Source organism: Bacillus salipaludis, assembly GCF_030938565.1.
Classification (GTDB): domain Bacteria; phylum Bacillota; class Bacilli; order Bacillales; family Cytobacillaceae; genus Neobacillus; species Neobacillus salipaludis_A.
Genome location: NZ_JAVGVR010000001.1, coordinates 2,834,428 through 2,860,002 on the forward strand (window position 1 = coordinate 2,834,428; position 25,575 = coordinate 2,860,002).

27 protein-coding genes and 1 riboswitch are annotated in these 25,575 nt (G+C 40.5%); of the genes, 25 read left to right on the top strand and 2 right to left on the bottom strand.

Annotated features, from left to right (window positions below):
- Window positions 1-103: 103 nt before the first annotated feature.
- From RCG21_RS14005 to RCG21_RS14040, 8 genes are all read left to right on the top strand, one after another.
- Entirely contained in the window at window positions 104-937 is an 834-nt protein-coding gene (locus RCG21_RS14005; protein ID WP_308913285.1) for a DUF8832 domain-containing protein, read from the top strand.
- A gap of 91 nt (window positions 938-1,028) precedes the next feature.
- Complete coding sequence (locus tag RCG21_RS14010; RefSeq protein ID WP_133333457.1) at window positions 1,029-1,376, top strand: metal-sensitive transcriptional regulator; 348 nt, start codon at window positions 1,029-1,031, stop codon at window positions 1,374-1,376.
- A 14-nt stretch (window positions 1,377-1,390) separates the two neighbouring features.
- The gene (copZ, locus tag RCG21_RS14015; RefSeq protein WP_026575337.1) at window positions 1,391-1,597 is read left to right on the top strand and encodes a copper chaperone CopZ; all 207 of its coding nucleotides are present in this window, start codon (window positions 1,391-1,393) and stop codon (window positions 1,595-1,597) included.
- A 71-nt stretch (window positions 1,598-1,668) separates the two neighbouring features.
- Window positions 1,669-1,778, top strand: a riboswitch (TPP riboswitch).
- 178 nt (window positions 1,779-1,956) lie between these two features.
- The gene (locus RCG21_RS14020; RefSeq protein WP_133333456.1) at window positions 1,957-2,949 is read left to right on the top strand and encodes an ABC transporter substrate-binding protein; all 993 of its coding nucleotides are present in this window, start codon (window positions 1,957-1,959) and stop codon (window positions 2,947-2,949) included.
- 14 nt (window positions 2,950-2,963) lie between these two features.
- Window positions 2,964-3,254 carry a thiamine-binding protein gene (locus RCG21_RS14025; protein ID WP_026575339.1) on the top strand — a complete coding sequence of 97 codons (291 nt, stop codon included), beginning with the start codon at window positions 2,964-2,966 and terminating at the stop codon, window positions 3,252-3,254.
- Between the two features lies 1 nt (window position 3,255).
- On the top strand, window positions 3,256-4,023 hold the full coding sequence (locus RCG21_RS14030) for an ABC transporter permease (protein ID WP_133333455.1): 768 nt from the start codon (window positions 3,256-3,258) through the stop codon (window positions 4,021-4,023).
- A complete protein-coding gene (locus tag RCG21_RS14035; protein WP_133333454.1) occupies window positions 4,020-4,766 on the top strand; it encodes an ABC transporter ATP-binding protein in 747 nt (248 codons plus the stop codon). Before RCG21_RS14030 ends, RCG21_RS14035 begins: the two co-directional genes overlap by 4 nt.
- Entirely contained in the window at window positions 4,763-5,533 is a 771-nt protein-coding gene (locus RCG21_RS14040) for a TatD family hydrolase (RefSeq protein WP_235824735.1), read from the top strand. The genes RCG21_RS14035 and RCG21_RS14040 overlap by 4 nt, the downstream gene beginning before the upstream one ends.
- Window positions 5,534-5,566: 33 nt before the next feature.
- Here the strand turns inward: RCG21_RS14040 and RCG21_RS14045 are convergent, their stop codons facing one another.
- Window positions 5,567-6,859, bottom strand: coding sequence for a DUF4309 domain-containing protein (locus RCG21_RS14045; RefSeq protein WP_133333453.1), 1,293 nt, complete (start codon window positions 6,857-6,859; stop codon window positions 5,567-5,569).
- A gap of 147 nt (window positions 6,860-7,006) precedes the next feature.
- Between RCG21_RS14045 and RCG21_RS14050 the strand changes: the two genes are divergently transcribed.
- From RCG21_RS14050 to RCG21_RS14090, 9 genes are all read left to right on the top strand, one after another.
- Window positions 7,007-7,672, top strand: coding sequence for a YfjL-like protein (locus tag RCG21_RS14050; protein WP_133333452.1), 666 nt, complete (start codon window positions 7,007-7,009; stop codon window positions 7,670-7,672).
- Between the two features lie 123 nt (window positions 7,673-7,795).
- Window positions 7,796-8,686 carry an alpha/beta hydrolase gene (locus tag RCG21_RS14055; RefSeq protein ID WP_133333451.1) on the top strand — a complete coding sequence of 297 codons (891 nt, stop codon included), beginning with the start codon at window positions 7,796-7,798 and terminating at the stop codon, window positions 8,684-8,686.
- Window positions 8,687-8,810: 124 nt separating this feature from the next.
- Window positions 8,811-9,221, top strand: coding sequence for a hypothetical protein (locus tag RCG21_RS14060; RefSeq protein WP_133333450.1), 411 nt, complete (start codon window positions 8,811-8,813; stop codon window positions 9,219-9,221).
- A 105-nt stretch (window positions 9,222-9,326) separates the two neighbouring features.
- Window positions 9,327-10,169 carry a hypothetical protein gene (locus RCG21_RS14065; RefSeq protein ID WP_133333449.1) on the top strand — a complete coding sequence of 281 codons (843 nt, stop codon included), beginning with the start codon at window positions 9,327-9,329 and terminating at the stop codon, window positions 10,167-10,169.
- A gap of 175 nt (window positions 10,170-10,344) precedes the next feature.
- A complete protein-coding gene (locus RCG21_RS14070) occupies window positions 10,345-11,373 on the top strand; it encodes a Bug family tripartite tricarboxylate transporter substrate binding protein (protein WP_133333448.1) in 1,029 nt (342 codons plus the stop codon).
- A gap of 64 nt (window positions 11,374-11,437) precedes the next feature.
- A complete protein-coding gene (locus RCG21_RS14075) occupies window positions 11,438-11,893 on the top strand; it encodes a tripartite tricarboxylate transporter TctB family protein (protein WP_133333447.1) in 456 nt (151 codons plus the stop codon).
- A gap of 22 nt (window positions 11,894-11,915) precedes the next feature.
- A complete protein-coding gene (locus RCG21_RS14080) occupies window positions 11,916-13,442 on the top strand; it encodes a tripartite tricarboxylate transporter permease (RefSeq protein WP_133333446.1) in 1,527 nt (508 codons plus the stop codon).
- 226 nt (window positions 13,443-13,668) lie between these two features.
- Window positions 13,669-15,294 (top strand): ATP-binding protein, encoded by a 1,626-nt coding sequence (locus RCG21_RS14085; protein WP_133333445.1) that lies wholly within the window; start codon window positions 13,669-13,671, stop codon window positions 15,292-15,294.
- Window positions 15,257-15,973: a response regulator gene (locus RCG21_RS14090; protein ID WP_133333444.1), complete on the top strand. Its 717-nt coding sequence runs from the start codon at window positions 15,257-15,259 to the stop codon at window positions 15,971-15,973. Before RCG21_RS14085 ends, RCG21_RS14090 begins: the two co-directional genes overlap by 38 nt.
- Before the next feature lie 83 nt (window positions 15,974-16,056).
- Here RCG21_RS14090 and RCG21_RS14095 read toward each other — a convergent pair whose 3' ends face one another.
- Entirely contained in the window at window positions 16,057-17,331 is a 1,275-nt protein-coding gene (locus RCG21_RS14095; RefSeq protein ID WP_133333443.1) for an MFS transporter, read from the bottom strand.
- Window positions 17,332-17,529: 198 nt separating this feature from the next.
- Here RCG21_RS14095 and RCG21_RS14100 point away from each other — a divergent pair, with 198 nt between their 5' ends.
- The 8 genes from RCG21_RS14100 to RCG21_RS14135 all read left to right on the top strand — a co-directional run bounded on the left by RCG21_RS14100 (window position 17,530) and on the right by RCG21_RS14135 (window position 25,573).
- Window positions 17,530-18,474: a carbohydrate kinase family protein gene (locus RCG21_RS14100; RefSeq protein WP_308913286.1), complete on the top strand. Its 945-nt coding sequence runs from the start codon at window positions 17,530-17,532 to the stop codon at window positions 18,472-18,474.
- A 90-nt stretch (window positions 18,475-18,564) separates the two neighbouring features.
- Window positions 18,565-19,008: an OsmC family protein gene (locus RCG21_RS14105; protein WP_133333441.1), complete on the top strand. Its 444-nt coding sequence runs from the start codon at window positions 18,565-18,567 to the stop codon at window positions 19,006-19,008.
- Between the two features lie 274 nt (window positions 19,009-19,282).
- Window positions 19,283-20,308, top strand: coding sequence for an ATP-grasp domain-containing protein (locus RCG21_RS14110; protein WP_308913287.1), 1,026 nt, complete (start codon window positions 19,283-19,285; stop codon window positions 20,306-20,308).
- Between the two features lie 329 nt (window positions 20,309-20,637).
- On the top strand, window positions 20,638-21,399 hold the full coding sequence (locus RCG21_RS14115; protein WP_165976192.1) for a FadR/GntR family transcriptional regulator: 762 nt from the start codon (window positions 20,638-20,640) through the stop codon (window positions 21,397-21,399).
- 84 nt (window positions 21,400-21,483) lie between these two features.
- Window positions 21,484-21,915, top strand: coding sequence for an aconitase X swivel domain-containing protein (locus tag RCG21_RS14120; protein WP_133333438.1), 432 nt, complete (start codon window positions 21,484-21,486; stop codon window positions 21,913-21,915).
- A 136-nt stretch (window positions 21,916-22,051) separates the two neighbouring features.
- On the top strand, window positions 22,052-23,350 hold the full coding sequence (locus tag RCG21_RS14125; protein ID WP_133333437.1) for an aconitase X: 1,299 nt from the start codon (window positions 22,052-22,054) through the stop codon (window positions 23,348-23,350).
- Window positions 23,351-23,402: 52 nt separating this feature from the next.
- Window positions 23,403-24,557, top strand: coding sequence for a branched-chain amino acid ABC transporter substrate-binding protein (locus RCG21_RS14130; RefSeq protein WP_133333436.1), 1,155 nt, complete (start codon window positions 23,403-23,405; stop codon window positions 24,555-24,557).
- A gap of 119 nt (window positions 24,558-24,676) precedes the next feature.
- Entirely contained in the window at window positions 24,677-25,573 is an 897-nt protein-coding gene (locus tag RCG21_RS14135; protein ID WP_026575356.1) for a branched-chain amino acid ABC transporter permease, read from the top strand.
- Window positions 25,574-25,575: the final 2 nt, after the last annotated feature.

Below are 25,575 nucleotides of genomic sequence, written 5' to 3' on the forward strand. Positions count from 1 at the left end.
CCTGGAGCGGAAATCAACAACCAGGTTTAACAGAGCCAAAATTAAAATAAATTTTAGCTGACAGGTTAGATTAAATACCAAATAATAGAAGGGGAGTAATAAAATGAAAAAATGGGCTCTTGCAGCAATAGTCTATTTGCTCGCTATTATTGGCGGCTATTGGGTATACGATGCCAATTTTAAGACGGAAGCTAAGACAACGATGGATATGAGTCATGAATCACTGGTGTTAACGAGTGAAAGTCATGCCCAAAATGAGTCAGGGTCGGGCCACCATCATGAAAGTACAGGTATAGAAGCAGGAGAAGTAAAACCAACTTTTAGCTATAAAGATGGCAATATAGAAATTACGCTAAAGGATATGCAAAATAATCCTGTTAATGACCTCGATGTTAATCATGAAAAATTGATGCATTTAATTGTGGTGAATGATCATTTGGATCAGTATTATCACATCCATCCAAAAAAAGCAGGTCCCGGGAAATTTGTAATTCGCTATCCGTTAGCAGAAGGTAAATATATAGCGTTCATTGATGTGAAGCCAAAAAACCTGGATTATAAAGTGGAACCTGTTCCTTTTAATGTTGGTAATCCAGTGTCTTCCCATACTCATCCAGCATTAGTTCCAGATCAAACCTTAGTAAAAACAATAGATGGAGAGAAAGTGGAGTTGAACGTAAGTTCTTTTGAAGCCGGGACTCCTGTGACATTAGTGTTTCAATTGGATGACTCCAAACTTGAGCAGTATTTAGGTGCTGCCGGTCATGTTGTTATTCTAAACGAAAATGCAAATCAATACTTGCATGTCCATCCAAAAGATGAACAAAGACCCGTGTTCGAAACCCAATTTGACCATCCCGGCACCTATAAAATTTGGGCAGAATTTAAACAGGCTGGAAAAGTTAGAGTATTTCCATTTATAATTAAAATTAAGTAATCATCCATTTATATGTAATAGGATTGTCAGCCTATGTCTAATCCATTACGATACCGGGGTATGATATGAAAATGAAAAGGAGGGCGTGCGGATGTCTATTGATCATAATAATGAAGAGGTAATCTTGGATGATGAGTGCTGCGCTTCAGAAGGAAGCCACAGAAAAAGCCATCATTCAGATAAGGTAAAAAATAATCTCGTAACACGTCTCAATCGGATTGAGGGCCAGATTCGTGGAATTAAAGGATTGATTGAAAAAGATACGTACTGTGATGATGTGATTACGCAAATTTCCGCAACCCAATCAGCTCTAAATAGTGTGGCAAAGATTTTATTAGAGGGACATTTAAAAAGCTGTGTACTTGAAAGAATTCAAGAAGGGGACATGGAGGTTCTTGATGAGGTTCTAGTAACGATTCAAAAATTAATGAAAAAATAACGGGGGTTATAAACATGGAAAGCATTACGTTAAATGTTAAGGGTATGTCCTGCGGCCATTGTGTAAAGGCAGTGGAAGGCAGTGTCGGAGAGCTTCAAGGTGTGAAGAAGGTACAGGTTCATTTAGATAAAGGTACTGTTGATATCGAATTCGATCAAAATGTTGTTACGGTTAGCAAACTAAAAGAAACGATTGATGATCAAGGATATGATGTAGTGTAGGATCAGTAAAAATTATATACTAGCAATATAGATTACTTCTGTTATAATAAGTAGGGGAATAAACTTCATACTGTAAAATGTAGGGGAGCCGGTGTAGCCGGTTGAGAGTTCGTTCTAAAAACGATGACCCTTGGAACCTGATCTGGTTAGTACCGGCGGAGGGAACATATTCTTAAACAAATAAATTGTTTGCCAATATGCACTCGAGGTTCTTAGAACCCGGGTGCTTTATTTGTTTTGGGGCAATTTTTGTTCTATTATGCTTATAGTAGCTAAATCGGTCTGCAAAAGGAATTCTAGTTTATTTCCACTATTCATTCCGAACATTTCGGAAATTTTACATATGGGGGATTTAAAAAATGAAGAAGTGGCTTATATTACTACTCACTGTTTTCCTGATTGCCGGGTGCAGCAGCAAAAAAGAAACAGATACGGCGAAGGAAAATACCAAAAAGCTTAAAAAGATTACGGTCGTTCTTGACTGGACACCTAACACGAATCATACAGGACTTTATGTTGCAAAAGCAAAGGGATATTTCAAGGATCAAGGCTTAGACGTTGATATCATTCAGCCGGGCGAAACAGGTGCTGATCAGCTTGTTGCGTCTGGAAAAGCGGATTTTGGCGTGGGCTATCAGGAGGGTGTCACACAGGCACGTGTCCAAGGTGTTCCGCTTGTATCCATTGCCGCGGTTATTCAGCACAATACATCGGGATTTGCTTCGCCCGTTGACAAAAATATTAAAGCACCAAAAGACTTTGTAGGAAAAACATATGGTGGATGGGGTTCTCCTGTTGAAAAGTCTGTCATTACTTCTTTAATGGATAAAGAACATGCCAATGCAAATAAAGTAAAGATCATTAATATGGGAGATACAGATTTTTTCACGGCTGTGAAAAGGGATGTTGATTTTGCCTGGATTTATTACGGTTGGACCGGTGTAGAGGCAGAGCTTCGCCATCAAAAAATCAACATGATCTACCTTACTGATTATTCTAAGAAACTTGACTATTATACACCAGTGTTAGAAACAAACGAAAAGATGATTGCAAATAATCCTGATACCGTTAAGGCATTTTTAAAGGCAGCATCACAAGGGTATGAGTTTGCGATAAAAAATCCTGATCAAGCAGCAGATATTCTTATCAAAGCGGCGCCGGATTTAGATCCAAAGCTTGTCAAAGCAAGTCAAAAATGGTTATCACCAAAGTACCAGGACGATGCAACAAAGTGGGGATTACAGAAAAAGACAGTTTGGGAAAACTATGCTTCTTGGATGTACGATCACAAGCTTCTTGATAAAAAGCTTGATGCCGAAAAAGCATTTACAAATGAATTTTTACCAAAATAATGGAGGGGTTTCACATGGCAAATGCCTTAGTGAGCATTCAAATTATACCGAAAACAAAGGATGGAGAAGATGTTATTCCTTATGTGGATGAAGCCATCCGTATTATTGATGAATCTGGAGTAAAATATCAGGTTCATCCTTTGGAGACCACGATGGAAGGTGAGTTGGAACACTTATTTAGTGTTATCACCAAAATGAATGAGCGCATGATGGAGATTGGCAGCAAAAACGTGATTTCTCAAATCAAAGTATTGTATCAGCCGTCAGGAATCACGATGGATCAATTAACGGAGAAGTACCGCTAATATGAAGAAACTGCTTTTAAAAGGGTGGAGACCATTGTTGGTTCTCCTCCTTTTGTTCGTGATATGGGAAATTGTCGTAAAAACTGCAAAGATTGAGGAGTGGCTGCTGCCGGCACCGTCGAAGATTTTTGCTGAAGCCATCCACGGCTGGAGCGAATTTTATCCGGATTTATTCTCGACGACAAAAATTGCTTTATTTGGTTTTGTAATCGGAGCGGTGATTGGCTTAGTTGTGGCGTTGGTTCTTTACTTAATACCGGTTTTACGAGATTCTTTTTATCCGCTGCTCATTCTATCCCAAAATGTCCCGACCATTGTGCTTGCACCGCTATTAGTAATTTGGTTTGGTTTTGGTCTGCTGCCAAAAATGATAGTAATCACCCTAGTTTGCTTTTTTCCTATAACTGTTGCAGCACTGGACGGCTTCAGGCAGACTCCCGCAGAGCTCAGACATTATATGATGATGGCGGGTGCTACGAAAACGCAGGTTTTTTGGAAGCTGGAGTTTCCCTTTGCATTGCCATCAGTTTTTTCCGGTTTGAAAATTTCAGCAACCTATAGTGTGATGGGGGCTGTTATTTCTGAATGGCTTGGGGCTAAACAGGGAATTGGCGTCTATATGACAATGGCATCCTCTTCGTTCCGCACCGACCGTGTGTTTGTTGCGATTTTTGCCATTATGTTTTTAAGCTTATTATTTTTTCTAATAATTGTGGTGGTGGAACGAAGGGTTGTCCGCTGGCAGATGAAAGGGGATGAAGGAAAATGAGTCATCTTATGCTGAAAGATGTTTGGAAAAGCTTTGGAGCAAACGAAGTCATGACCGGGATGAATTTTTCTATCAAAAAGGATGAGTTTGTTTCCATCATAGGTCCTTCGGGCAGCGGCAAGAGTACGATTTTTAATTTAATCGGTGGGATGCTGGCCCCGGATCACGGTCAAATCCTGCTTGAAAAAAAAGTTATTAACGGAAAGCGCGGTTTGATAAGTTATATGCCGCAGACGCCTTCACTGCTTCCATGGAGGACCATCCTTGATAATGTAGTCCTTGGACAGGAGCTTCAAGGCAAAAAAGAAATCAGTAAGGCAAAGGAAATGCTTGAGATTGCCGGTCTTGCCGATTATGAAAAAGCTTATCCGCATGAACTCTCCGGTGGAATGAAACAACGGGCTGCTTTTATCCGTGCTTTGTTAAGTCCGCAAGCAGTGATTTGTTTGGATGAACCTTTTTCAGCTTTGGACGAATTAACCCGTTTCGAGATGCAAAAATGGCTGTTATCTATGTGGGAGACACACAAAAGGACGGTTCTGTTTATTACCCATAATATTGAGGAAGCCTTGTATCTTTCCGACCGAATTCTTGTGTTATCGCAAAAGCCTTCGAAGGTAATTAGTGAAATGGAAGTGCCGTTTGCGAGGCCACGGGATGCGAGCATTCTGCTGGAAGAGCCATTTTTGCAGTGGAAACGCAAGGTTCACTTTACATTAACTGGGCAGGTGGTAATGCGATGAAAATGATCGATGCTCATATTCATCTAGATCATTATAAAGACAAAGAAATTCAGGTCCTCATGGATGAGGCTGGTTTGATCGATGCTCTCGTTTCGGTTTCATTTGATCTTGAATCTTGTAAGAGAAATCTTCAGTTGGCTAGCGAGTTTGAAAAGGTTAGACCTGCCTTTGGATTTCATCCTGAACAGCCGCTTCCAATTGTAGAGGAGCAGGAAAGGCTTTTTCAGTGGATGGAGAAGCATCGAACGGAAATGATTGCAATTGGCGAGGTAGGGCTTCCTTATTATAGGAAAGCGGATCGCAAGATTTCTGCGAAAGAGTATACGGAGTATATTGCGTTATTGGAGATTTTTATACAAAGGGCGAAAGAATGGAAAAAGCCGATTGTTCTTCATGCGGTCTATGAAGAAGCCCCCATTGTTTGTAATCTTTTAGAAAAATACTCCTGGAATCGGGCACATTTTCATTGGTTTAAGGGAGACCAAAAGACGATTGCTAGGATGATTGAAAACGGCTATTTCATTTCTGTAACACCGGATGTGGTGTATGAAGCGGAAATCCAACAATTAGTGTCAATCTATCCTCTGGAACAATTGATGGTTGAAACGGATGGACCATGGCCATTTGAAGGACCGTTTGCAGGGAGGATAACCCATCCAAATATGATGGAAGAATCGATTCGTGTGATTGCCAAAATTAAAGGACTCTCAGTTGGTGAGGTGTCTGAAAAATTACGTGAAAATACGGTTTCGTTTTATCAAATTTAAAGCGTCTCAGCTTAAAAGGTGAGACGCTTCTTTTCATTTGTAAGCCTTTTGCCCAAGTAATGTTTGGAGGTCGACGATTTCAAAGCCTTTTCGAGTTAGTTCTTCAATGATGTGTGGCAGGGCTTTAGCTGTTTGTACTTTATCATCATCAGAATGCATGAGGATGATGTCGCCATTTCGGATATTTTTCAAAACATTATATTCAATATTACTGCTTTCCATTTGCGACCAATCCAGAGTATCAATCGACCATAGGACAATCTTATAACCATTTTGTGCCGCGGTGGTGATCACCGTATTATTTACAGCGCCATAAGGTGGACGAAGCAGTGCAGGTTTTTTACCAATTACCTCAAATATCTCCTCTTCTGTTTGAGCCAAATCTGTTTTTATTTCCACAGCCTGGAGTTTACTCAAATCATGATGAAAGTAGCTATGGCTTAGCACAAGATTTCCATTGGTGTATGCTTTTTGAACAACCTCCGGATACTTTTTTACTTTCTCCCCGATAAAAAAGAAATTCCCCTTTAAATGGTAGTTTGCCAGTGTTTCAATTATGCTTGGTGTATTCATGAGGTCAGGGCCGTCATCAAAGGTTAGGGCAACTCTTTTTTTGTTCGGACCATTAAGGAATACGAAATTTTGATGATTTTTTGCAACCTGAATCATTTGATTGCGCCAATTCTGCATATTTTGCCAGGCCGTCACCGATAAGTTTTTTGATACTCCTTTTATTGGAAGGATATAGGGAGGAGTGGTGGTTGCGACAGTATCATTTGGACTTAATAAGGAAATGTGATCGACCTTTTCAGTGTTTTTCGGAACAATGAATCGTAGTTCGAATTGTTGCGTAATTTTATAGCCATAGATTTGATCGTCCTGATTGGTTCTAAGATAGTCTGGTTTGCCTAAAGTTTTTACGATTTGAGGGTAAGTTAGCTGATGAAGCTGCTCATCGTAAGAACGGATATCTACCAAAATATTTTTTGCATTATAACCAAATACGGTGTGTTTTGCAGGGTAATTGGCATAATAAATTCCTCCGATTTGATCGGTATTAGCGGCGGGGCCCCATTGTTTTTTAACATCATTTATTGAATTCATGTGTACGGCAAAATTAGATGTAGCTACTTTCCCTTCCTGGGCAAGTTCCATTGTATTTTCTAACAATGAGTGATTTGGTTCTTTATCGTCAGGAGGAGTTATTTGATGCTCTTCAGCTTTTTTACCAGTATGTTCTTTCACAGACTTTGTATTATCTCTTGGAAAAAGACTGCAGGATGTTAGGGAAATCAAGCATAAGAAATAAAGAAGAAATTTTTTCATGTGTGCCTCCTTTGATTAGGAATTGTATAACTCAATTTTACTTTTAAACGATATCATAAAAAAGACAATTTTTCTAAAAAAGGTTGAAGGAATAATGGGTTTTAAAATTGAATAAAATATTATAAATATTCTGAAATCATAGGGGTGATGCATATAAGATTCAGCAAGGTTTTCATATGGATCATTTCATTTCTTATTGTCATACTTAGTCTTTTTGTCTATTCCGGGTTTAATGGTACGCCATGGGAGAAGCATCGTCAAAGTAAAAATATGACTACTTATTTGACGAAAAAATATCATAATGCATTTATTATAAAAAATATCGATTATAATTTTTTAAGTGAAACGTATCAAGCCTATTCCTATCCGAAGGGACATCCTGAACTGGTCTTTACGGTGGAAGAGGATGAAGATGCTTCTGCCGGATATTCAGATACATTTCCGAAAGTCTTTTGGGAAAGTGAGTTATCAAGTAATCTGAAAAAAACCATTAAAGGACTATTCCCCCACTTGGACAAAACAACTTTTACCGCCGAGCGAATTGTTGATCGAGGGGAATATTTTGGTCCCCATATACCGACCTATCAAAAAATCTATACATCCCAGCTAGCCTGCTCAATCACTATTTATATGAAAACTAAATGGGAAAAAGTGAAACAAGCCACAGAACTTGAAAAAGTGAAAAGGCTAAGCCACCATTTAAAATCGATTCATTTTCCTGTACTTATTCAAGTAACCTATTATGAAAAGGCGCGAAATGAAAATGACAAAGTTTTTTTTATAACAGAGGATGGCAGGATTGTCGAAAATTAGAATGCGAAAGGCATACCACTTTTTTAGTGGTGTGCTTTTTTGGTTGTGGATGGAGGATTTTAAGAAAAGTCCGGAATGGACAAAATGGAGAGTAGTACTGGAATGTAATAGAGGAGAGCAAAAATGGCAAGTTTACGCAGTGTTATTTTTAAAAAGATAATGAACCGAGCAATTCTTAGAACGGTCGGAACAAGTATTGAGGAAAAGCGCAGAACGATGGACCGGGCGTCATTAATGTGGACAAGGGTTCCGAAGAATTGTATGGTGGAAAAGGTGTATATAGAGGGAATAGAAGCGGAATGGCTTACAAATAAGCCTGTCGCGGAAGATAAGGTACTGCTCTATTTTCATGGCGGCGCCTATACATATGGATCAACGGACTCCCATCGGGCATTAGCCGGGAAAATTGGGAAGGCAGCAGGCGTAAGGGTGCTGCTCCCGGAATATCGATTGGCACCGGAAAATCCATACCCTGCTGCGATTGAGGATGCCGTGAAGATCTATAAATGGTTATTAGAGCAGGGATTTGAATCCAGTAACATATTCGTGGCCGGTGATTCTGCCGGCGGCGGCTTGAGTCTTGTGTTAACTCTTGTATTAAAAGAAGAAGGAATAGGGTGTCCAGCTTCGATTATTTGTCTATCACCATGGGTCGATTTGGCCAGCAGCGGGGTAAGTTATTGGAAGAAGGTAAAAGAAGATCCTCTGTTTACACCTGATGGCATTAAAAAAGCAGCACGGGTTTATGCTGGTGATGAAATCTTAACAAGCCCGTTTATCTCCCCCGTATATGCAGACTTAACAGGTCTTCCACCAATATTTATTCAAGTGGGCAGCGAAGAATTATTACTTAGCGATGCTGAAATGCTCGCAGCACAGGCAAAAAGATATCAAGTCCCGGTGAATTTTAAAATTTGGCAAGGAATGTGGCATGTCTGGCAGCTAACCGGAAACCTTCTCCCCGAAGCAAAACAAGCCATCGCAGAAATCGGAGACTTTGTTAAAAGGCATTGACACTGTGGTGTGATACAGTGATACAGTGACAGGCACCGCCCGTGGACTTTTAGGTTGATTTGTCCGTGTGGGGCGTACAGTAGTTGTTTTAATGGAATTTGGAGTGGAATTGGGGTATTTTGGAATGAATTGGATTAAGTTTTTGCTTAGAACACAGGTTATGGCAATAATATTTGGGGTATTTAGAATCCTCTGTTTACATATTTTGGCCTTTTTTGATCAACCGGAAAGAGCGCTGCAATATATTAATTGGTTTGTGTATGGATTAGCAATTCTATTTGGAATCCTTGCCTTTTTAATGACCAGATATTTTATTGGCAGGAGTTGGATTGCGGTCTTACTCGTTCTGATTTCCTACTTAATCATCTACCAGCCGATTTTGCTTAATGTGCAAAGGACAATTTTGCATCAATCGACTGGGGATTATCAGGTCATAAATTTTTTAGCGATTTCAACGGGGCTTGTTTATTTTGTTATCCTTGCATTCGGTATGGTTTTGGGGTACTGGTTTGGGTTAGGAGCTGCCAAACGATGATTTTTCTATTGAGGTAGTACAAAGCGTCGTCCCCATTCTAATCCTCAAAGTTTTCCCGGAACATGATATAATTTATTTACTTATTTAGAACAAGGAAGTGGAAAAATGGCAATCCAACGCCCGCAAATGGAACAATCAGATTTGACTCATTATATTCCTCCAAAAGGGGAATTTGAAACTTTCCGTGATGAGGAGCATTTCAAGGAAAAGCTCAGGGAGTGGGGGTTATCTGCCTCAAAGGAAGAGTTTTGGTATAAGGAGCGGAACTACCAGCGGCTAGTATCCATTAAAGGGTATGAGATTTATGGCCGTGCCAATGATTTGAATACACTAATCATTGAATTCCAAGATGGCAATTTAAGCTGTATCCATCCAGCGTATTTAAAGGAAATGCAGCAGGCGAGTTTTGGAAAAGAGAGTATGTTTACGGTTGAAGAAAAGGAAGAGGAAAAAACCGATTCCCAAGATTCAGAAACGGAAAGTTCCAATTTGGAGGAGATTCTGGCTACTGAACCTGATGAAAAAGTTGAATCGGCTACAGAGACCACTAAAGCTCCTGAGCCGAAAAAAGCCAAAGAACCAAAGAAACCGAAAAAAGAGAAGGCAAAGAAGCTAGATCTTCCTTCAGAAAAGGTTCATTTCACAGCAACTGTTAAACAGTTTGCATTGACTTACAATGGATTTACCGAGGAAAATGATGAAGTGGTCATTTTAGAGAATGTCACCATAGTCCAAGACTCACCTCTTGAGCTTGAATATGCTTGGTGCAGCCATAGCAAAACCCTTAAAAAATTTGAGCTAACAGTAGGAGACAAGCTAGAATTTGACGGGAAGGTTGCGGCAAAAAAATTGCCAAAGGGAAAAGACGTTGAAGAAGAGTTTGTCGTGGATGTTACCGTGCTTTATAAAATCAATAATCCATCAAAGATTGTAAAACAGGAAAAATGATGATTGAAAAGGGACTTTGAAAAAGGTCTCTTTTTTATATTGAAAAAAATATGAACCCTCCGTGAACTTTATGAACAAAATGGAGGTTAAGTTTTTTATGCGGTTTAACTGTATAAACTATGAATTTATCTGAAACTTTATAAAATTAAGTAAACGGTTACAAGGGGGAAATGAAATGAAAACACTAAAGAAAATTTCAGCAGTAATGTGTGCAGGTGCTCTTGCGCTAAGCTTGGGGGCATGCAGCAGTAAGGAAACATCTAACAGCAGCACGAATAAAGAAAGTACTGGCTATCCAACGAAAGCGATTACAATTGTGGCTCCATCAGGTGCAGGGGGCGGATGGGATCTGACAGCACGCTCATTTACAAAGGTTTTAAGCGAGACAAAGCTAGTCAAGCAGCCATTAACGGTTGAGAATAAGCCAGGTGGCGGCGGTGCCGTATTTATGGCTGAGTATGCTACCCAGCAAGCTGAAAACAACGACATGCTTTTTGTCAACTCACCGCCAATTATCATCAACAACCTCAAAAAAGAGGGGAACAGCCCATATGGCTATAAGAACACTACGCCACTTGCTCAGTTAACAAAGGATTATGGGGCCATTGTCGTTAAAAAAGATTCAAAATATAAAGATCTAAAATCCGTATTGGAAGAAGTTAAGAAGGATCCTAGCAAACTAACCTTTGCCGGCGGTTCTGCACCAGGCTCCATGGACCACTTAGTTTCGATTCTGCCAGCTTATAAATACGGTGTTGACCCAACTAAAATCAAATATGTCTCCTATGATGGCGGCGGCGAAGCAATCACCGCGCTGCTCGGCGGTAACGCAGACGTAATTGGAACCGATGCATCAAGTGTTAAGGAATTCTTAAAAGCTGGGAAAATTCGCGTTCTTGCCGTGACAGCTGCAGAACGTTTGGGAGGGGACTTTAAGGATGTTCCAACCGCCAAAGAACAAGGCATAGATGCTGAATTTACAATCTGGCGCGGTGTGTTTGGTCCTGAAAAAATGTCTGCTGAAGCTAAAGCATATTGGGAAAAAGCTATTGATAAACTAGTCAATTCGCCAGAGTGGAAAACCGAAGTAGAAACACAAGGCTGGGAATTAGAATACAAAAACAGCGCAGACTTCAAAGCTTTCTTGGATGATCAGGAAAAGCAAGTTCAACAATTATTAGAAGCATTAGGCATGCAGAAGTAAACAAAAAGGGAAGGGGAATCAGCTTCTCCTTCCCGCTTATTTTCAAGTCAGGAGGTTAGATAAAATGGATATAAAATTCGACCGATTTGCCGCTGTGCTGTTTCTGGTTATTGGAATCCTGTTTATCATCGGCAGCAAAAATCTCACAAGCTCTTCTTACGGTAGTGTTGTCGGACCAGATATTTTCCCATTCATTCTCGGAATCGCACTCGCCTTGTTAAGCATCCGTCTATTTATTGAAACATTAAGGGGACAAAGGTACAAATTCGGGAAAAAAGAAAAACTGGATTACAAGCCGTTTCTTATTATCTTAGTAGCAACTCTAATTTATGTTTTAACGCTTGAAACGATTGGGTATGTCATTACCACGTTTATTTTCCTCTTTGTCTGCTTCCAGGCAATGGAACGCGGGAAAATCATTAAATCACTCATTATTTCTGCATGTTTTTCCGGAATTGTCTATTTTTTATTCGTAGAAGTGCTAAAAGGAACACTACCGGGCTGGCCTGTATGGATTTAATTTTTAGAAAGGAGGCTATTTAATGAGTACGATTGATTATTTAATGCATGGATTTGGAACAGCACTTATTTGGTATAATTTACTCTTTGCCTTTGTTGGCGTATTAATTGGTACTGCTGTAGGGGTTCTCCCAGGGATTGGTCCAATGAGCGGAGTCGCCCTTCTCATCCCGGTCACGGCATCCGTTACTGGAGCCCTTCCGCCGGAGCAGGCAGCGACAAGCGCAATCATACTCTTAGCCGGGGTCTATTACGGAGCTATGTATGGAGGATCAACGACTTCCATTCTATTAAATACGCCTGGGGAGTCCTCTTCGGTTGTAACGACTTTGGACGGATATCAGATGGCAAAGAAAGGCCGGGCCGGCAGCGCCTTATCAATCGCTGCAATAGGTTCCTTTGTGGCCGGGATTGTAACTCTGATCGCCTTGATTGCTCTGGCACAGCCGTTATCAACCATTGCATTAAAATTCGGTCCGTCAGAATATTTTTCACTAATGTTATTAGGATTAATGGCAGTTAGCGGATTAGCCGGAAATTCGGTTACAAAAGCGCTAATTATGACAGTTTGCGGTTTATTATTAGGAACCATTGGAATTGACAGCGTTTCAGGAATTGCCCGCTTCACTTTTGATGTTCCATGGCTCTATCAAGGAATTGAATTTTTAACGGTAGCTGTTGGTTTATTTGCTCTCGGCGAAGTATTCAAAACCATTTTGGAAAAAGAAGAAGAAGATGGAGAAATAGCACGGATTAATAATATGATCCCATCGAAAGAGGAATTTAAAGAATCGGCTGGACCAATTGCCCGAGGTTCGATTCTAGGTTTCTTTATAGGAATCCTTCCCGGTGCGGGTGCAACGCTAGCTTCTTTTTTCTCCTACATCCTGGAAAAAAAGATTTCAAAAAATCCATCTAAATTTGGTACAGGAACAATTGCCGGCGTTGCTGCACCAGAATCTGCGAATAATGCTGCATCTGGAGGAGCGATGATTCCACTGCTCACTATGGGTATTCCCGGCTCAGGTACGACGGCAATTTTAATGGGCGCACTGATGATGTATAATGTTCAGCCAGGCCCGCTATTATTTGAGGACCATCCAAGTGTTGCTTGGGGCTTGATTGCCAGTATGTTTATCGGTAACCTCATGCTATTAATTTTGAATCTCCCGCTCGTAAAAGTTTTTGCAAAAATTATTCAAACACCAAAACAATATTTAATTCCATTAATTATCGCGATCTCAATTTTTGGAGTCTATGCAGTTCAGGTATCGATGTATGATCTTTTGTTATTACTAGCATGTGGTCTCTTAGGATATTTCTTTAGTAAAAATGATTATCCGATTGCACCGCTTGTACTTGGACTTGTTTTAGGACCAATGATTGAAAACAATTTGCGCAGAGCTTTAACGATTTCGAATGGGGACTATAGCGTATTTTTCACCCGTCCGATTTCCCTAGCTTTCCTCATTATTGCTATTCTTTGGCTGATTGTACCAACCCTTATGAAAATGAGAGGGAAACAAGTTGTCATCAATGTTGAAGGATAAAGTGAAACCTCAATCATTGGGGGGCTTCATCACTGATTGTTAGTTGAACCAATCGGGCTTTTACGGGCAGTTGATCCAACACTTATCTTTTTTGTACCTCAATTCTTGAAGTGGGGGTCTTACTGCTCGTTAATCCGAGATAAAGATTTCAAAATTTCTGAAATCCATTTAAAAACCCCTTTTTTTAAGGGGTTTTTTTTTATATGATAATAATAGAGGTGTTTGGATGCGTTTACATACGAAATTAATGCTGGGAATGTTCGTACTTATTATTGTCCTTGGCGTTATATTAGAAATTACCTTTAAAAATATCATGGAGACTAATCTTAAGCACGATATGGGAACAAAGGCCCTATCTGTTGCTCAAACTATTTCGAATATGCCGGGTATTAAAGACGCTTTTACTACTAGCGACCCAGCCGCCATTATTCAACCCATCGCGGAAAAAATACGGAAACAGGTGGGAGCCGAATTTATTGTAATTGGGAACCGCGACGAAATTCGTTACTCGCATCCAAAACCAAACCGGCTGGGACAAAAAATGGTTGGGGGAGACAATGATGCTGTTTTCAAAGGGAAATCGGTTATTTCAGAATCGACTGGGACATTAGGCCCTTCACTTAGGGGGAAAGCACCAATATTTAACAATGGAAAAGTAATCGGTGTTGTCTCCGTTGGCTACATGCAAAAGGATATTCATACAGAGGTTGCAAAAATTCAGCGAAAAATCTTTATTACCACTCTACTTATTTTAATCGGGGGATTAATCGCAGCACTATTAATCTCATTAAATATAAAACGTGCAATATTTGGACTTGAACCTAAAGAAATCGCATGGATGTATCAGGAAAAGCATGCCATCCTGGAATCGATCCATGAAGGGCTTATCGCAATCGACACAGCGGGAAGAATAACAGTCGTGAATGAAACCGCTCATAAAATTTTAAATGAGCCACTCGATGTTTTGCTTCGCGGGAAAAAAATTGAAGACGTCTTGGAAAATACTCATCTATTAGATGTAGTAAAAACAGGACAAGCCGAGTATGATCAGGAAATTATTATTCATGGTGACGTTTATTTGGCGAACCGCATTCCGATTTTAGATAAAAAGGGTGAGGTGATTGGAGCAGTTGCGAGTTTCCGAAACAAGTCTGAGCTTGCCAATCTTCTCCAGGAATTATCCCATGTGAAAGCCTATGCTGAAGGGCTGCGGGCTCAGACACATGAATATTCTAATAAACTTTATACTTTACTTGGGTTGATTCAACTTGGTTCCTATAAAGAAGCTATTGAGTTTATTTCTAAAGAAGTTGATTTTGCCCAGGGTTTCATCCTTTTTTTAATGAGGGAAATCCCGGATCCCATTATTGCCGGATTCATTTTAGGCAAGGTCAGCTTGGCTAGTGAGCTAAAAATTCATTTTTCAATTGACCGTGAGAGCAGTTTTCAAGATGTTCCGAAGGAGATTAGTAGGGAAACCCTAGTAACGATCATCGGAAATCTGATTAATAATGCGTTTGATGCGGTAAGGGACAATGGCAAGGAAGAAAAGAATGTTACCTTGTTTTTAACCGATCTTGGGAAAGAACTGATTATCGAGGTTGAAGATAATGGAAAGGGAATATCATTAGCGGATCAGGAGCGGATTTTTCAAGCAGGTTTTACGACAAAGAATACTGTTAGTAATGCCGGGATTGGTCTAAGCCTTGTTCAAAAGGCGATTAGGGACCTTGAGGGTTATGTTACTTTATCATCCGAAAAGGGTGAAGGGACGATTTTTACGGTAGCGATACCGAAAAGCAGGGGGTGCCTACATGAAAAAGAGCCGCGATATCGAAGTGTTAATTGTTGAGGATGATTTGCGGATTGCGGAAATTCAAAAGCGTTTTATTGAAAAAATAGAGGGTTTCCAGACCGTGGGGATTGCTGTAAATTATGAGGAAGCAAAAACCTATATCGAACTACTGCAGCCTGACCTTCTTTTATTGGACGTCTATTTTCCGGATATGAATGGGCTTGATTTGCTGAAGGAGACAAAACAGCAGGTGAAGCAAATGGACGTGATTATGATTACCGCAACAAAAGAGATTCATAAAGTTCAAGAGGCCATTAGTATTGGTGTTTTCGATTATATGATTAAGCCCGTTGTTTTTGAGCGTTTTAAGCAGTCATTAGTACGCTATCAGGAATATCATCTGAAGCTGGTGGAACTACACGATGAAAATCTGCATGTTACGCAGCAGCAGGTGGACAAGTTGCTGCGTAAGGAAGTAAGCGGGTCTGGGGCGGCAAATGACAAATCCTATTTGCCGAAAGGAATTGACCCGCTGACACTGGATAAAGTACTGATTGTTCTCGGAAAAGTGGATTGCGGTCTGACCGCAGAGGTCGTCGCCAAAGAAATTGGTGTAAGCCGAACCACCGCCAGACGCTATCTAGAGCACCTCATGTCCGAGGAAAAAATAGCCGCGGACCTAGCATATGGAACCGTCGGACGACCAGAGAGAGTCTACAGGTGCCTGACACCATAGAAAGACATTTGGGGTGGTTTTGTCCGTGTGGAGTGGACATTGTTGGAAAAGGGACTTTGCCGTGGCAAAGTCCCTTTTTGGGTTTAGCTGGAAACGGTATTGGATTGGGAGGAGTCTATTTTTTCAGGTACTCTTAGTAGAATTGCACCGCCAATGACGAACAAAATAATGAGGCTGAATATGCCGCTTTTTGTATCTCCCGCTAGTTTTCCTGTTACACCGACTAAGGTTGGCCCTAAAATAGCGGCAAATTTATAGAAAATATTATAAAAACCAAAAAACTCATTGGCATTTTCTTTTGGGACTAGTCTTGCAAAATACGAACGGCTTAAGGCCTGAATTCCCCCTTGAGAGGAGGCAACAAGCATAGCCAGAATCCAAAAATCCAATGTTGAATCAAGGAAGTAAGCATAGGAACAAATGACAATATAGACAAAAATCCCGACAAGAAGCATTTTTTTTGCTCTGAATTTTTCTGCAAGTTTTCCGTATAATATCGAAAACGGACAGGCAACAATTTGCGTTGCAAAAAGGATGATTAAGAGGTTATTAGAACTAATGCCGATATCTGTACCAAATACGGTAGACATGGTAATAACCGTATCAACCCCATCAATATAGAAGAAATAAGCAACGAGGAAAAGGAAAAGCGCACGGTAAGATTTGATATGTTTAAAGGTTCCAACCATTCTTTTAAAGCTATTAGATACAGGATTGGGAACACGCTCGACATAATACACCTGTTCTACGTTTTTCAGCATCGGGATGGTGAATAATCCCCACCATAAAGCTGTAATCGCAAAGGCAGCCTGACTTGCAACGGTAACGGAAAGAGGAAGAATTCCTTTAGATGATAAAATAATTAAGGCGATACTTAAAATGAAGGGAATGGTACTTCCGATATACCCCATCGCGAATCCTCTCGCAGAAATCCGGTTCATCCGTTCCTCAGAGGTCACATCGACAAGAAAGGCATCGTAGAAAATATTCGCTCCAGCAAAACCGATGACAGTGAACATATAACAGATTAAGAGAATCAGCCATTGGTGATGGGGAACGAAGGCTAACAGCAGGGTAAAAACAATTCCGAGTCCAAAGAAAAAAGTGAAAAATCGTTTCTTAAATCCTTTATAGTCACCTATCGTGCCTAATATCGGCGCACAAATGGAAATCAGCAGGGTAGCAATCGAATTGGCAATTCCCCAATAGGCAGTCGAGTCTACTGCGGCAACCCCTGCATCATTTGCTGCCGATTTAAAATATAATGGAAAAATGGCTGTCGTAATCAGTAACGAATAGGCAGAATTAGCCCAGTCGTAAAAGACCCAGCTTTTTTCTTGCTTTGACAAACGCTTCATCCAATTTCCCCCTTTGGTCTGTTTTTGCTTTTAGTTAAATATATGCATAGCCATCGTCACTTATATAGCCACCTAAATAAGATATTTCCAGTTTTGTTTTTATTGTAATATAGTAAATGAGAAAAATAATTTCCTTAGAAATAATTTTATAATATTTTGAATTTTATGTAAATGTTTGAAAGGATTGTGACAAACACTTTGAAAAAACATGGTGTGATTTCGTTTGGTGAAGCATTTATCGATTATATTTCGAAGGACCGCAGCAATACCAAGTTTACACAGTTGTTGGGCGGTGCTACGGTAAATGTGATTGCCGGCACGAGAAGACTAGGTATTCCCTCCTATTATTTATGTAGATTAGGGGTGGATGAGTCTAGCTTATTTGTTGAGAAAGAACTGGCGCGGGAAAAAGTCAAAACGGAATATTGTGTCCGTACGCCTAGTAAGAAAATTTGTCGTGTATATGTTTATTTAAATGAGCAAGGTGAGCGGACTTTTCATTCCTATATCAATCCCACTCCTGATGAATGGCTGCTGGAGTCAGAATTACAGCGTGATTTATTTGAAAATGCTAAGATCTTTTATTTCGGTTCCGGGACACTTTTTCATGAAACGGCTAGAGGAACAACTGATCGGGCTTTGAAGTATGCAAAAGAGTCCGGCTTATTAAGGGCTTTTGATACCAATATTCGGCTGAAGCGCTGGGAGAGTGATGAGCAATGCCGGGAAACAATTCTTTCTATATTGCAAGAAGTCGATTTGGTGAAAATGGCTGAGGAGGAATTGTTGTTTGTGACTGAGACTAGTTCTTTAGAAGCTGGATTGGAGAAGCTCTCGGGCCTGAAGATTCCGTTTCTATTGGTCACGAGGGGAAGTAAAGGAACATATGCGATTAGGAGTGGAAGCGGAATTTTTGTGCCAGCCGTAAAGGTAAATGCAATTGATACAACTGGGGCTGGGGATGCGTTCATGGCTGCAATATTGTTTGGATTCCATGAAAAAGGGATACCGGAAAACCTGTCTCAGTTAGAAAAATATACGCAATTCGCGAACGAAATTGCGGCACTTTCCACAACGGAAATAGGTGCGTTGACTGCACTTACGAATCTACAGGAGAAAGTGCAAATATTTAAATGGTTCTAGGTTTTCTTGATATAGGATGTGAAAAAATTACTTTCCATTGTAGGTTAAAATTATTATAAAAGAAAGGAAATTTTAAGGAGGGGATTTTCAATGGGGATTTCTCGTTTTTCTGTAAATGGTTCATGGCAAGGTGATCGGAATGGTACTGGACATATTGAAGCAGCAGGATTGGATATAACTGCTTCTGTTCCAAAGGAATTTGATGGTCCGGGGATTGGCTCAAGTCCAGAGGAGCTTTTGATTGCTGCTTCAAATAATTGCTACATGATTACACTGGCAGCGATGATTAGCAACCGCAAAATTGAGGGTGTCAGCTTCGAAGTTGTTTCGGAAGGCATTGTTGATAAAATCGATGGAAAGCTGAAATTTAAGCAAATTAATCATAAACCAACTATTTACATAAACCCGGATGCCGAGGTTACAGTCGAAAAATTAGAGGAACTAGCAGTCCGCGCAGAAAAAGCCTGCTTCATCTCCAACACCCTAAGATGCAGCATCGAATTCTCAGTCCAACCGAAAGTAATCGTTAAATAAGGTGACAAAATAAGGTGACAGGCACCGCACGTGGACAAACGGCTAAATTTGTCCACATGGGATGGACAACGGTGGTCGCAGGTATAGGAAAAGCTTGGCAAATGTAAAAGGACGTAAACTGGTTAAATAGTTTACGTCCTTTATTTCTAATAACTGAACCTGGAATTGTTTTATGCACGGTTTATTTTTCTTGAATAATAGGTTAACGTATATATTTTTTTCTGAATGCCTATAATGGAAAAAGTTTTATAAAACAACCAGAAAGAGGTTTCAGATGAATATTTGGTTTAATCGCTGGTTTACGACAGTTTCTCACTATATCGATATGATTCGTGAGAATCCGGATCAGCGGAAGTTTATGATTTATGGAACACATCCCAACAAGGATGCCCTTTATTTAAAGAATTGTGATTTTGCTTTTATTGAACCGGATGTTTCCGGTGAGGAATATATTCAGTTTTGTCTTGAGTTTTGTAAAAAGCATAAAATTGATATTTTTATTCCTCGAAAGGAAAACGTACTAATTTCTAAACGGCTTACGTTATTTGAGGAGTTGGGTGTAAAGGTTCTAGTTTGCCCTGATGCTGAATTAATGGAGACAATGGATAATAAGGCTGCAGCCTACCAATCCATTGAGAAATGTGCGAAAAATGGTAAACCTTTGGTTTCTATTCCTGATTATTTCGTGGTGAATACGGTTGATTCTTTTAAACATGCATATGAACGGCTACAGAAAAAAGGGCATACTGTTTGTATTAAACCCGTAGTCGGTGAGGGAGCGAATGGTTTTCGGGTGATTCGAGAGGAAAATGACACCATTGATCAGCTCTTTTATCATGGAATGAGCCGTCGGATTCCTTTTCAATATGCGTGCGAAATTCTGGGCCAAAGTGAGTCGTTTCCCGACTTAATGGTATTGGAGTACTTAGACGGTCCCGAATATAGCATTGATTGTTTGGCAACAGAAGAAAAATTAATTGCTGCTATTCCACGGCTAAAAGGTTCAGGAAGAGTTCGAGAGCTTATTGAACATTTTGAGCTTATTCAGATGGCTCATGCTTTTCATCAAGAGTATCAATTGCCGTATGTGTTTAACATTCAGGTGAAATATAACGGAGATGTCCCTAAACTACTGGAAATCAATCCGCGAATGAGCGGGGGGATGCATTATAGTTGTCTTTCTGGGATCAATATGCCATACCTCGCCATCAAAATCCTGTTAGGTGAGGAAATCGAGCTAGTGAAACCTAGATTTGGAATTAGGGCTAGTTATATTGAAAAAGAAATGATAATTGAATAAAAGGAAAACCTGCCATTCATTCAAGTGGTAGGTTTTTTACATATAGAGGTCACAGTTCTAAGAGTTTACATACCACTTTACAAGTACAAAAGCCCGTTTAGGAAGTGTCCGCCCTAAAAAGACATTTTTCCTCGATTTGTCCACGAAGGGTGACAGGCACCGTACTGTTGGTTCCGTACAGTTTTCGTCAAAACTAGTCAAAACATCACAAAATAACACGCTAGTTTTAGTGTTTGGATAATAATATAATGTGGTTAAAGGTTTGACCATTAGACGTTCCAATCTTTAATTTTGGGTCGAAATTCATTATGAAGGGAGGGATTTTTTGCGTGGATGAAGAGGAAAACAACCAGTTTGCCAGTGTTTTTAATAAAGTTCAACCAGTTAGAGGTTTTGAGGATGTTCTCACTCAAATCTATAATGCAATTTATAGTAACCAATTAAAAACCGGTGATCGGCTTCCAAGCGAACGTGAAATGGCCAGTATGTTTGAAGTAAGCCGGACAACCATTCGTGAAGCAATAAGGGTACTTGAGGCAGAACAGGTGGTAGAAGTCAAAAGAGGCGTGAACGGTGGCATTAGTATAGTAGAACCTAAACCCGACCAGCTGGGCCGTTCGTTGGAAACCTTACTTCACTTCCGCGGAGCAACCTTTATAGAGCTTGCCGAATTTCGTACCGATTTTGAAGGAAAAACAGCCTTTTTGGCAGCAGAAAGAGCAACCCATCTCGAGACTCACCAAATTATCCTCATTGCGAAAAAATTCATAGAACTGACAACAGATATCAATACACCGTGGGAGCAATTAATCGACCTAGACCTTGCGATGCATGAAGCAGTGGCGTATGCCTCAAAAAACCAAATACATATTGCCATTATGCTTGGAATTCAAAGTGTTCTACGAAAGACAGCATTAAGTTTAGAAAGCGGTAACGACCAAAAGTTTCGTGAACAACAAGCGATAGAGTTAATGGAAATTGCACAAGCCATTCAAAACCGTGATGCGAATACGGCCAAATTAAAAATGGCAGAACACGTCGAGGGAAATATTACATCGAAAATGAACCAAAGTCTCACTGATTTGAAATGATTATCAGTCTCCTTCATATCATTATGTTTTTTTAAAAACATCTCCGAGTCAACACCCTTATTAATAAACAAAGGGGTTGTAAAAATGTCTTCTAGTAAACTCCTTATAAAAAAAGGCCAGGTCCTGGTAGATGGACAATCCGAAGGACCTGTTTTAGCCACAAATGTTCCACTAAGCTTTTGGGGTGGACTAAATCCAACCACAGGGGAAATTATTGACCGACATCATCCGTTATCAAAGGAAAATGTAACTGGTAAGGTATTTGTTTTACCGACAGGAAGAGGTTCCTGCACAGGGAGCGGGATCCTTCTCGAAGCGATCTTTTCTGAGCACGCACCCACAGCCATTCTTCTATGTCAGCTTGACGAAATTATTTCGCTCGGCTCTATCGTTGCTGATGAATTTCTGCAAAAATCCATCCCGATTATTGTCTTAACTCCTAAAGATTTTGATGATGCGTTAAAAGCAAAATATGCTTTTATAGATAAAGCTGGAAAGGTAAAATTGCAAATCTAGACCGTCTCCAACTAGGCATTTCGCATTCCAACTTTCTGTTAGTGCCTCTTATCTACTTACAAGGTCACGAAATATTCTGAATGGGGGTGGTTAAAGGATAAACATAAGCCCAGATTATAATTGGCAGGTGTCAAAGATGCAGGTTGAATTGACGAAAAAAGATCGAAGCATTCTTGAAGGAAATGAAGGTAAAGCAAAGCAGTTAGCCATGAGGGTTATAGTCCGAATGGCGGAAATTCAAGGGGCAAAAAAGCTAATTGATATTGAGTGCGCACATATTGATGGCTGTATTTATACCGGCCCAGCGAGCCTTCATTTTGCTGAAACGCTAGCCGAATTGGGTGGGAAGGTTACCGTTCCGACAACTATGAATGCCATCTCTATTGACCGAAAACGCTGGAAGGAACAGGGTGTCGAGGCGGAATGGGCAAACTGCGCTCAAAGACTTGCTGATGCCTATCTGCAGATGGGAGCAAAGCCAACCTTTACTTGCACCCCATACCTGTTGCCGGAAAAACCGCAAAAAGGAATGGATATCGCCTGGGCAGAATCAAATGCCGTCGTCTATGCCAATAGTGTCCTTGGAGCAAAAACAAACCGCTATGGGGATTTGATGGATATTTGTGCTGCCATCATCGGCCGGGTTCCCTTAACAGGTCTTCATCTTGAGGAAAACAGGAAAGGCACCATTTTAATCGATGTGGAGGAGATTCACGAGATAGACGCCTTCTTCTATCCAGTTTTTGGTTATTTTGTTGGCCAAAGGGTAAATGGTGGTGTACCTGTGATTACCGGTCTAAACCATACCCCATCAGCCGATGATTTAAAGGCCTTTGGAGCTGCCACTGCAACAGCCGGTTCCGTTGGAATGTTTCATATTGTCGGAATTACACCTGAAGCACAATCGGTGGAAAATGCTTTGGGCAATAAACCTCCAGCTTCCATACATAAAGTGTCAAAAGCAGAACTACGGGAAGTGTGGGAGAAACTGTCTTCCGGTGCCGAAGCAAAGGTTGATATGATCACACTTGGAAGTCCGCATTTTTCCTATGAGGAATGCGAGTTTTTGGCAGAAATAATTGAACAGGAAGTAGAACAAGCCCAGAACTTAATCGAAAAAAAATCTCCAGTAAAAGTCCAGTCAGAATTCATCATCACGACCTCCCAATACGTTTATGAACAAGCCCTCAACAACGGTGTGGCCGGTAGAATTGAGCACTTCGGAATAAAATTCTTGACCGATACTTGTTTATGTATGATTAACACTCCAGTGATTCCGGATAAATGTCAAACATTAATGACCAACTCTGCAAAATATGCGCACTATGCTCCTGGCCTAGTTAATCGCAAAATTTATTTTAGTAGCATTAAAGATTGCGTACAATCTGCAATCGCAGGCAGACCAATCATTAGCCGACCAAAGTGGCTCTATTAGATAATGAAACCGTTTTCAATCCGATTTTGTTAAAAGAAAGGGGATATTTTGAATGAGTAAATGGCTTTCTCGCTTAGGATTACTTGTAATCGTCATGATGATGATTACTGCCTGTTCCTCGAAAACGGGAGGATCAGATTCCTCTGATGGCAAGGACAAAGGCAGCGAAATATTGATTGGAACGCTAACCCCAATTACCGGTTCAAGTGCAAAAATGGGTGAGGACATGAATAATGCGATTCAAATGGCTGCTGATGAAATCAATGCTGCCGGTGGTATCAACGGAAAGAAAATCAAACTTGTTAAAGAGGACGAAGGCTGTGACCCGCAAATTGCCACAGCCGGTGCTAACAAACTCGTATCAAAGGATGTCGTAGCAGTTGTCGGCGGATACTGCTCAGGTGCTGTTCTGCCGGCATCAGGTGTTATGAACCAAGCAGATATCCCTTGGATTTTAACAGCTGCAAACTCTGCGAAAATTCCTGAGCAAGGCTTCAAAGATATTTTTCTATTAAATAGTACCGCGCCGGCGCAGGCTAAATCTGCTGCTGAATATATGGTAAACAAATTTGGCGCTAAAAAAATCGCAATAATCAATGATAATTCCGCGTATGCAGTTGACCTCGCAGAAAGAACAAGAGATGAAGTAAAAGGAATGGGTGCAAAGGTCATCGCATTTGACGCGGTCAATCCAGAGGAAAAAGATTTTAACTCACTCATGACCAAACTGAAGGAACTTAAACCAGATGCAACTTACTGGACGGGTTACTATAATGTCGGCGGACTTTTGGCAAAACAATTTAAGCAAGCCGGCGTTTCCGGTGCCTTTGGTGTAGGTGATGGCTCAAACGATCCAACGATTATTAAAATCGCTGGTCCGGAAAATGCAGAAGGGCTATTTGTAACGACTACTCCAACACCGCAATTCCAAGAAAGTGCGAAGGATTGGATCCCAAAATATAAAGAAAAATTTGGTGCAGATCCAGGACCATACTCCGCGATTTCTTATGACGGGATGAAAGTCATGGCGGATGCAATCAAACGCGCGGGTTCAACAGACAAGGATAAAGTCATCAAGGCGCTAAACGAAACAAATGGCTTTGAAACGTTCAGCGGTCCATTGAAGTTTAAGGGAAATGGAGAGACTGCCACTTCTAATTTTGTTGTATTGATTGTTAAAAATGGCCAAATGACATTGGCACAATAGAAAAGAAGATAGCGCCCGTACAGGATGGGGGCTAGACAGTTATGGATGTCCAACGGTTTAAAATCAGATTTAGGGGTGTCTCATATTATACCAGGACACCCCGTGAAAGGGAGATCTAGATGGATATATTTATACAACAATGTATAAATGCGATCATCATTGGCTGTTTTTATAGCCTAATTGCCTTAGGTTATACGATGGTGTTCGGTGTCATCAGGCTATTGAACTTTGCTCATGGCGATATATTTATGGTAGGTTCTTTTGTCGGCTTCACCGTGCTATCTTTTTTGACTGGTATGCCAAGTTTACTAGGTTTAGGGTTAGCCCTATTGATTTCGATGGTTGTAATCGGATTATTTGGTGTAGTTGTTGAAAGAATTGCCTATCGACCTCTATTTAATGCATCTTCACGTCTAGCCGTTTTAATTACAGCCGTCGGGGTCTCGTTATTTTTACAAAATGGAATCATGCTTACCTATGGAGCTAGTTTTCGCGTCTATCCTATTCATCTATCAAATAAAGGGTTTCATATCCTCGGAGCAAATCTATCCTACATGCAATTGGGCATTATTATCTTCTCTATTTTCATGATGGTTGCATTACATATTTTTATTCACAAAACATTGTACGGAAAAGCTATGCGATCGATTGCTATTGATTCGACGGCTACATCCTTAATGGGTATTGCCGTTCACCGCGTCATTGCGATGACGTTCTTTATCGGTTCCTCACTTGCTGCCGCAGCAGGAGTGATGGACGGGGTTTATTATGGACAAATCAATTTCCTCATGGGGTTTATCATTGGTTTAAAAGCCTTCACAGCAGCAGTAATCGGCGGAATCGGCAGTGTCAAAGGAGCGATGCTTGGCGGATTGCTTCTAGGAATTGTTGAAACCATCGGAACCGTTTATGTAGGAAGCGCCTGGAAGGATGTTTTTGCCTTTGGAATCTTGATTCTGTTACTTGTCTTTAAACCAACGGGAATCCTTGGTGAGAATGAAGTGGAAAGGGTGTAGCT

Excerpts from the sequence above, each read along its gene's own strand:
- RCG21_RS14005 (WP_308913285.1), top strand. The coding sequence starts at position 104 with ATGAAAAAATGGGCTCTTGCAGCAATAGTCTATTTGCTCGCTATTATT.
- RCG21_RS14010 (WP_133333457.1), top strand. The coding sequence starts at position 1,029 with ATGTCTATTGATCATAATAATGAAGAGGTAATCTTGGATGATGAGTGC.
- copZ (WP_026575337.1), top strand. The coding sequence starts at position 1,391 with ATGGAAAGCATTACGTTAAATGTTAAGGGTATGTCCTGCGGCCATTGT.
- RCG21_RS14020 (WP_133333456.1), top strand. The coding sequence starts at position 1,957 with ATGAAGAAGTGGCTTATATTACTACTCACTGTTTTCCTGATTGCCGGG.
- RCG21_RS14025 (WP_026575339.1), top strand. The coding sequence starts at position 2,964 with ATGGCAAATGCCTTAGTGAGCATTCAAATTATACCGAAAACAAAGGAT.
- RCG21_RS14030 (WP_133333455.1), top strand. The coding sequence starts at position 3,256 with ATGAAGAAACTGCTTTTAAAAGGGTGGAGACCATTGTTGGTTCTCCTC.
- RCG21_RS14035 (WP_133333454.1), top strand. The coding sequence starts at position 4,020 with ATGAGTCATCTTATGCTGAAAGATGTTTGGAAAAGCTTTGGAGCAAAC.
- RCG21_RS14040 (WP_235824735.1), top strand. The coding sequence starts at position 4,763 with ATGAAAATGATCGATGCTCATATTCATCTAGATCATTATAAAGACAAA.
- RCG21_RS14045 (WP_133333453.1), bottom strand. The coding sequence starts at position 6,859 with ATGAAAAAATTTCTTCTTTATTTCTTATGCTTGATTTCCCTAACATCC.
- RCG21_RS14050 (WP_133333452.1), top strand. The coding sequence starts at position 7,007 with ATGCATATAAGATTCAGCAAGGTTTTCATATGGATCATTTCATTTCTT.
- RCG21_RS14055 (WP_133333451.1), top strand. The coding sequence starts at position 7,796 with ATGGCAAGTTTACGCAGTGTTATTTTTAAAAAGATAATGAACCGAGCA.
- RCG21_RS14060 (WP_133333450.1), top strand. The coding sequence starts at position 8,811 with ATGAATTGGATTAAGTTTTTGCTTAGAACACAGGTTATGGCAATAATA.
- RCG21_RS14065 (WP_133333449.1), top strand. The coding sequence starts at position 9,327 with ATGGCAATCCAACGCCCGCAAATGGAACAATCAGATTTGACTCATTAT.
- RCG21_RS14070 (WP_133333448.1), top strand. The coding sequence starts at position 10,345 with ATGAAAACACTAAAGAAAATTTCAGCAGTAATGTGTGCAGGTGCTCTT.
- RCG21_RS14075 (WP_133333447.1), top strand. The coding sequence starts at position 11,438 with ATGGATATAAAATTCGACCGATTTGCCGCTGTGCTGTTTCTGGTTATT.
- RCG21_RS14080 (WP_133333446.1), top strand. The coding sequence starts at position 11,916 with ATGAGTACGATTGATTATTTAATGCATGGATTTGGAACAGCACTTATT.
- RCG21_RS14085 (WP_133333445.1), top strand. The coding sequence starts at position 13,669 with ATGCGTTTACATACGAAATTAATGCTGGGAATGTTCGTACTTATTATT.
- RCG21_RS14090 (WP_133333444.1), top strand. The coding sequence starts at position 15,257 with ATGAAAAAGAGCCGCGATATCGAAGTGTTAATTGTTGAGGATGATTTG.
- RCG21_RS14095 (WP_133333443.1), bottom strand. The coding sequence starts at position 17,331 with ATGAAGCGTTTGTCAAAGCAAGAAAAAAGCTGGGTCTTTTACGACTGG.
- RCG21_RS14105 (WP_133333441.1), top strand. The coding sequence starts at position 18,565 with ATGGGGATTTCTCGTTTTTCTGTAAATGGTTCATGGCAAGGTGATCGG.
- RCG21_RS14110 (WP_308913287.1), top strand. The coding sequence starts at position 19,283 with ATGAATATTTGGTTTAATCGCTGGTTTACGACAGTTTCTCACTATATC.
- RCG21_RS14120 (WP_133333438.1), top strand. The coding sequence starts at position 21,484 with ATGTCTTCTAGTAAACTCCTTATAAAAAAAGGCCAGGTCCTGGTAGAT.
- RCG21_RS14125 (WP_133333437.1), top strand. The coding sequence starts at position 22,052 with ATGCAGGTTGAATTGACGAAAAAAGATCGAAGCATTCTTGAAGGAAAT.
- RCG21_RS14130 (WP_133333436.1), top strand. The coding sequence starts at position 23,403 with ATGAGTAAATGGCTTTCTCGCTTAGGATTACTTGTAATCGTCATGATG.
- RCG21_RS14135 (WP_026575356.1), top strand. The coding sequence starts at position 24,677 with ATGGATATATTTATACAACAATGTATAAATGCGATCATCATTGGCTGT.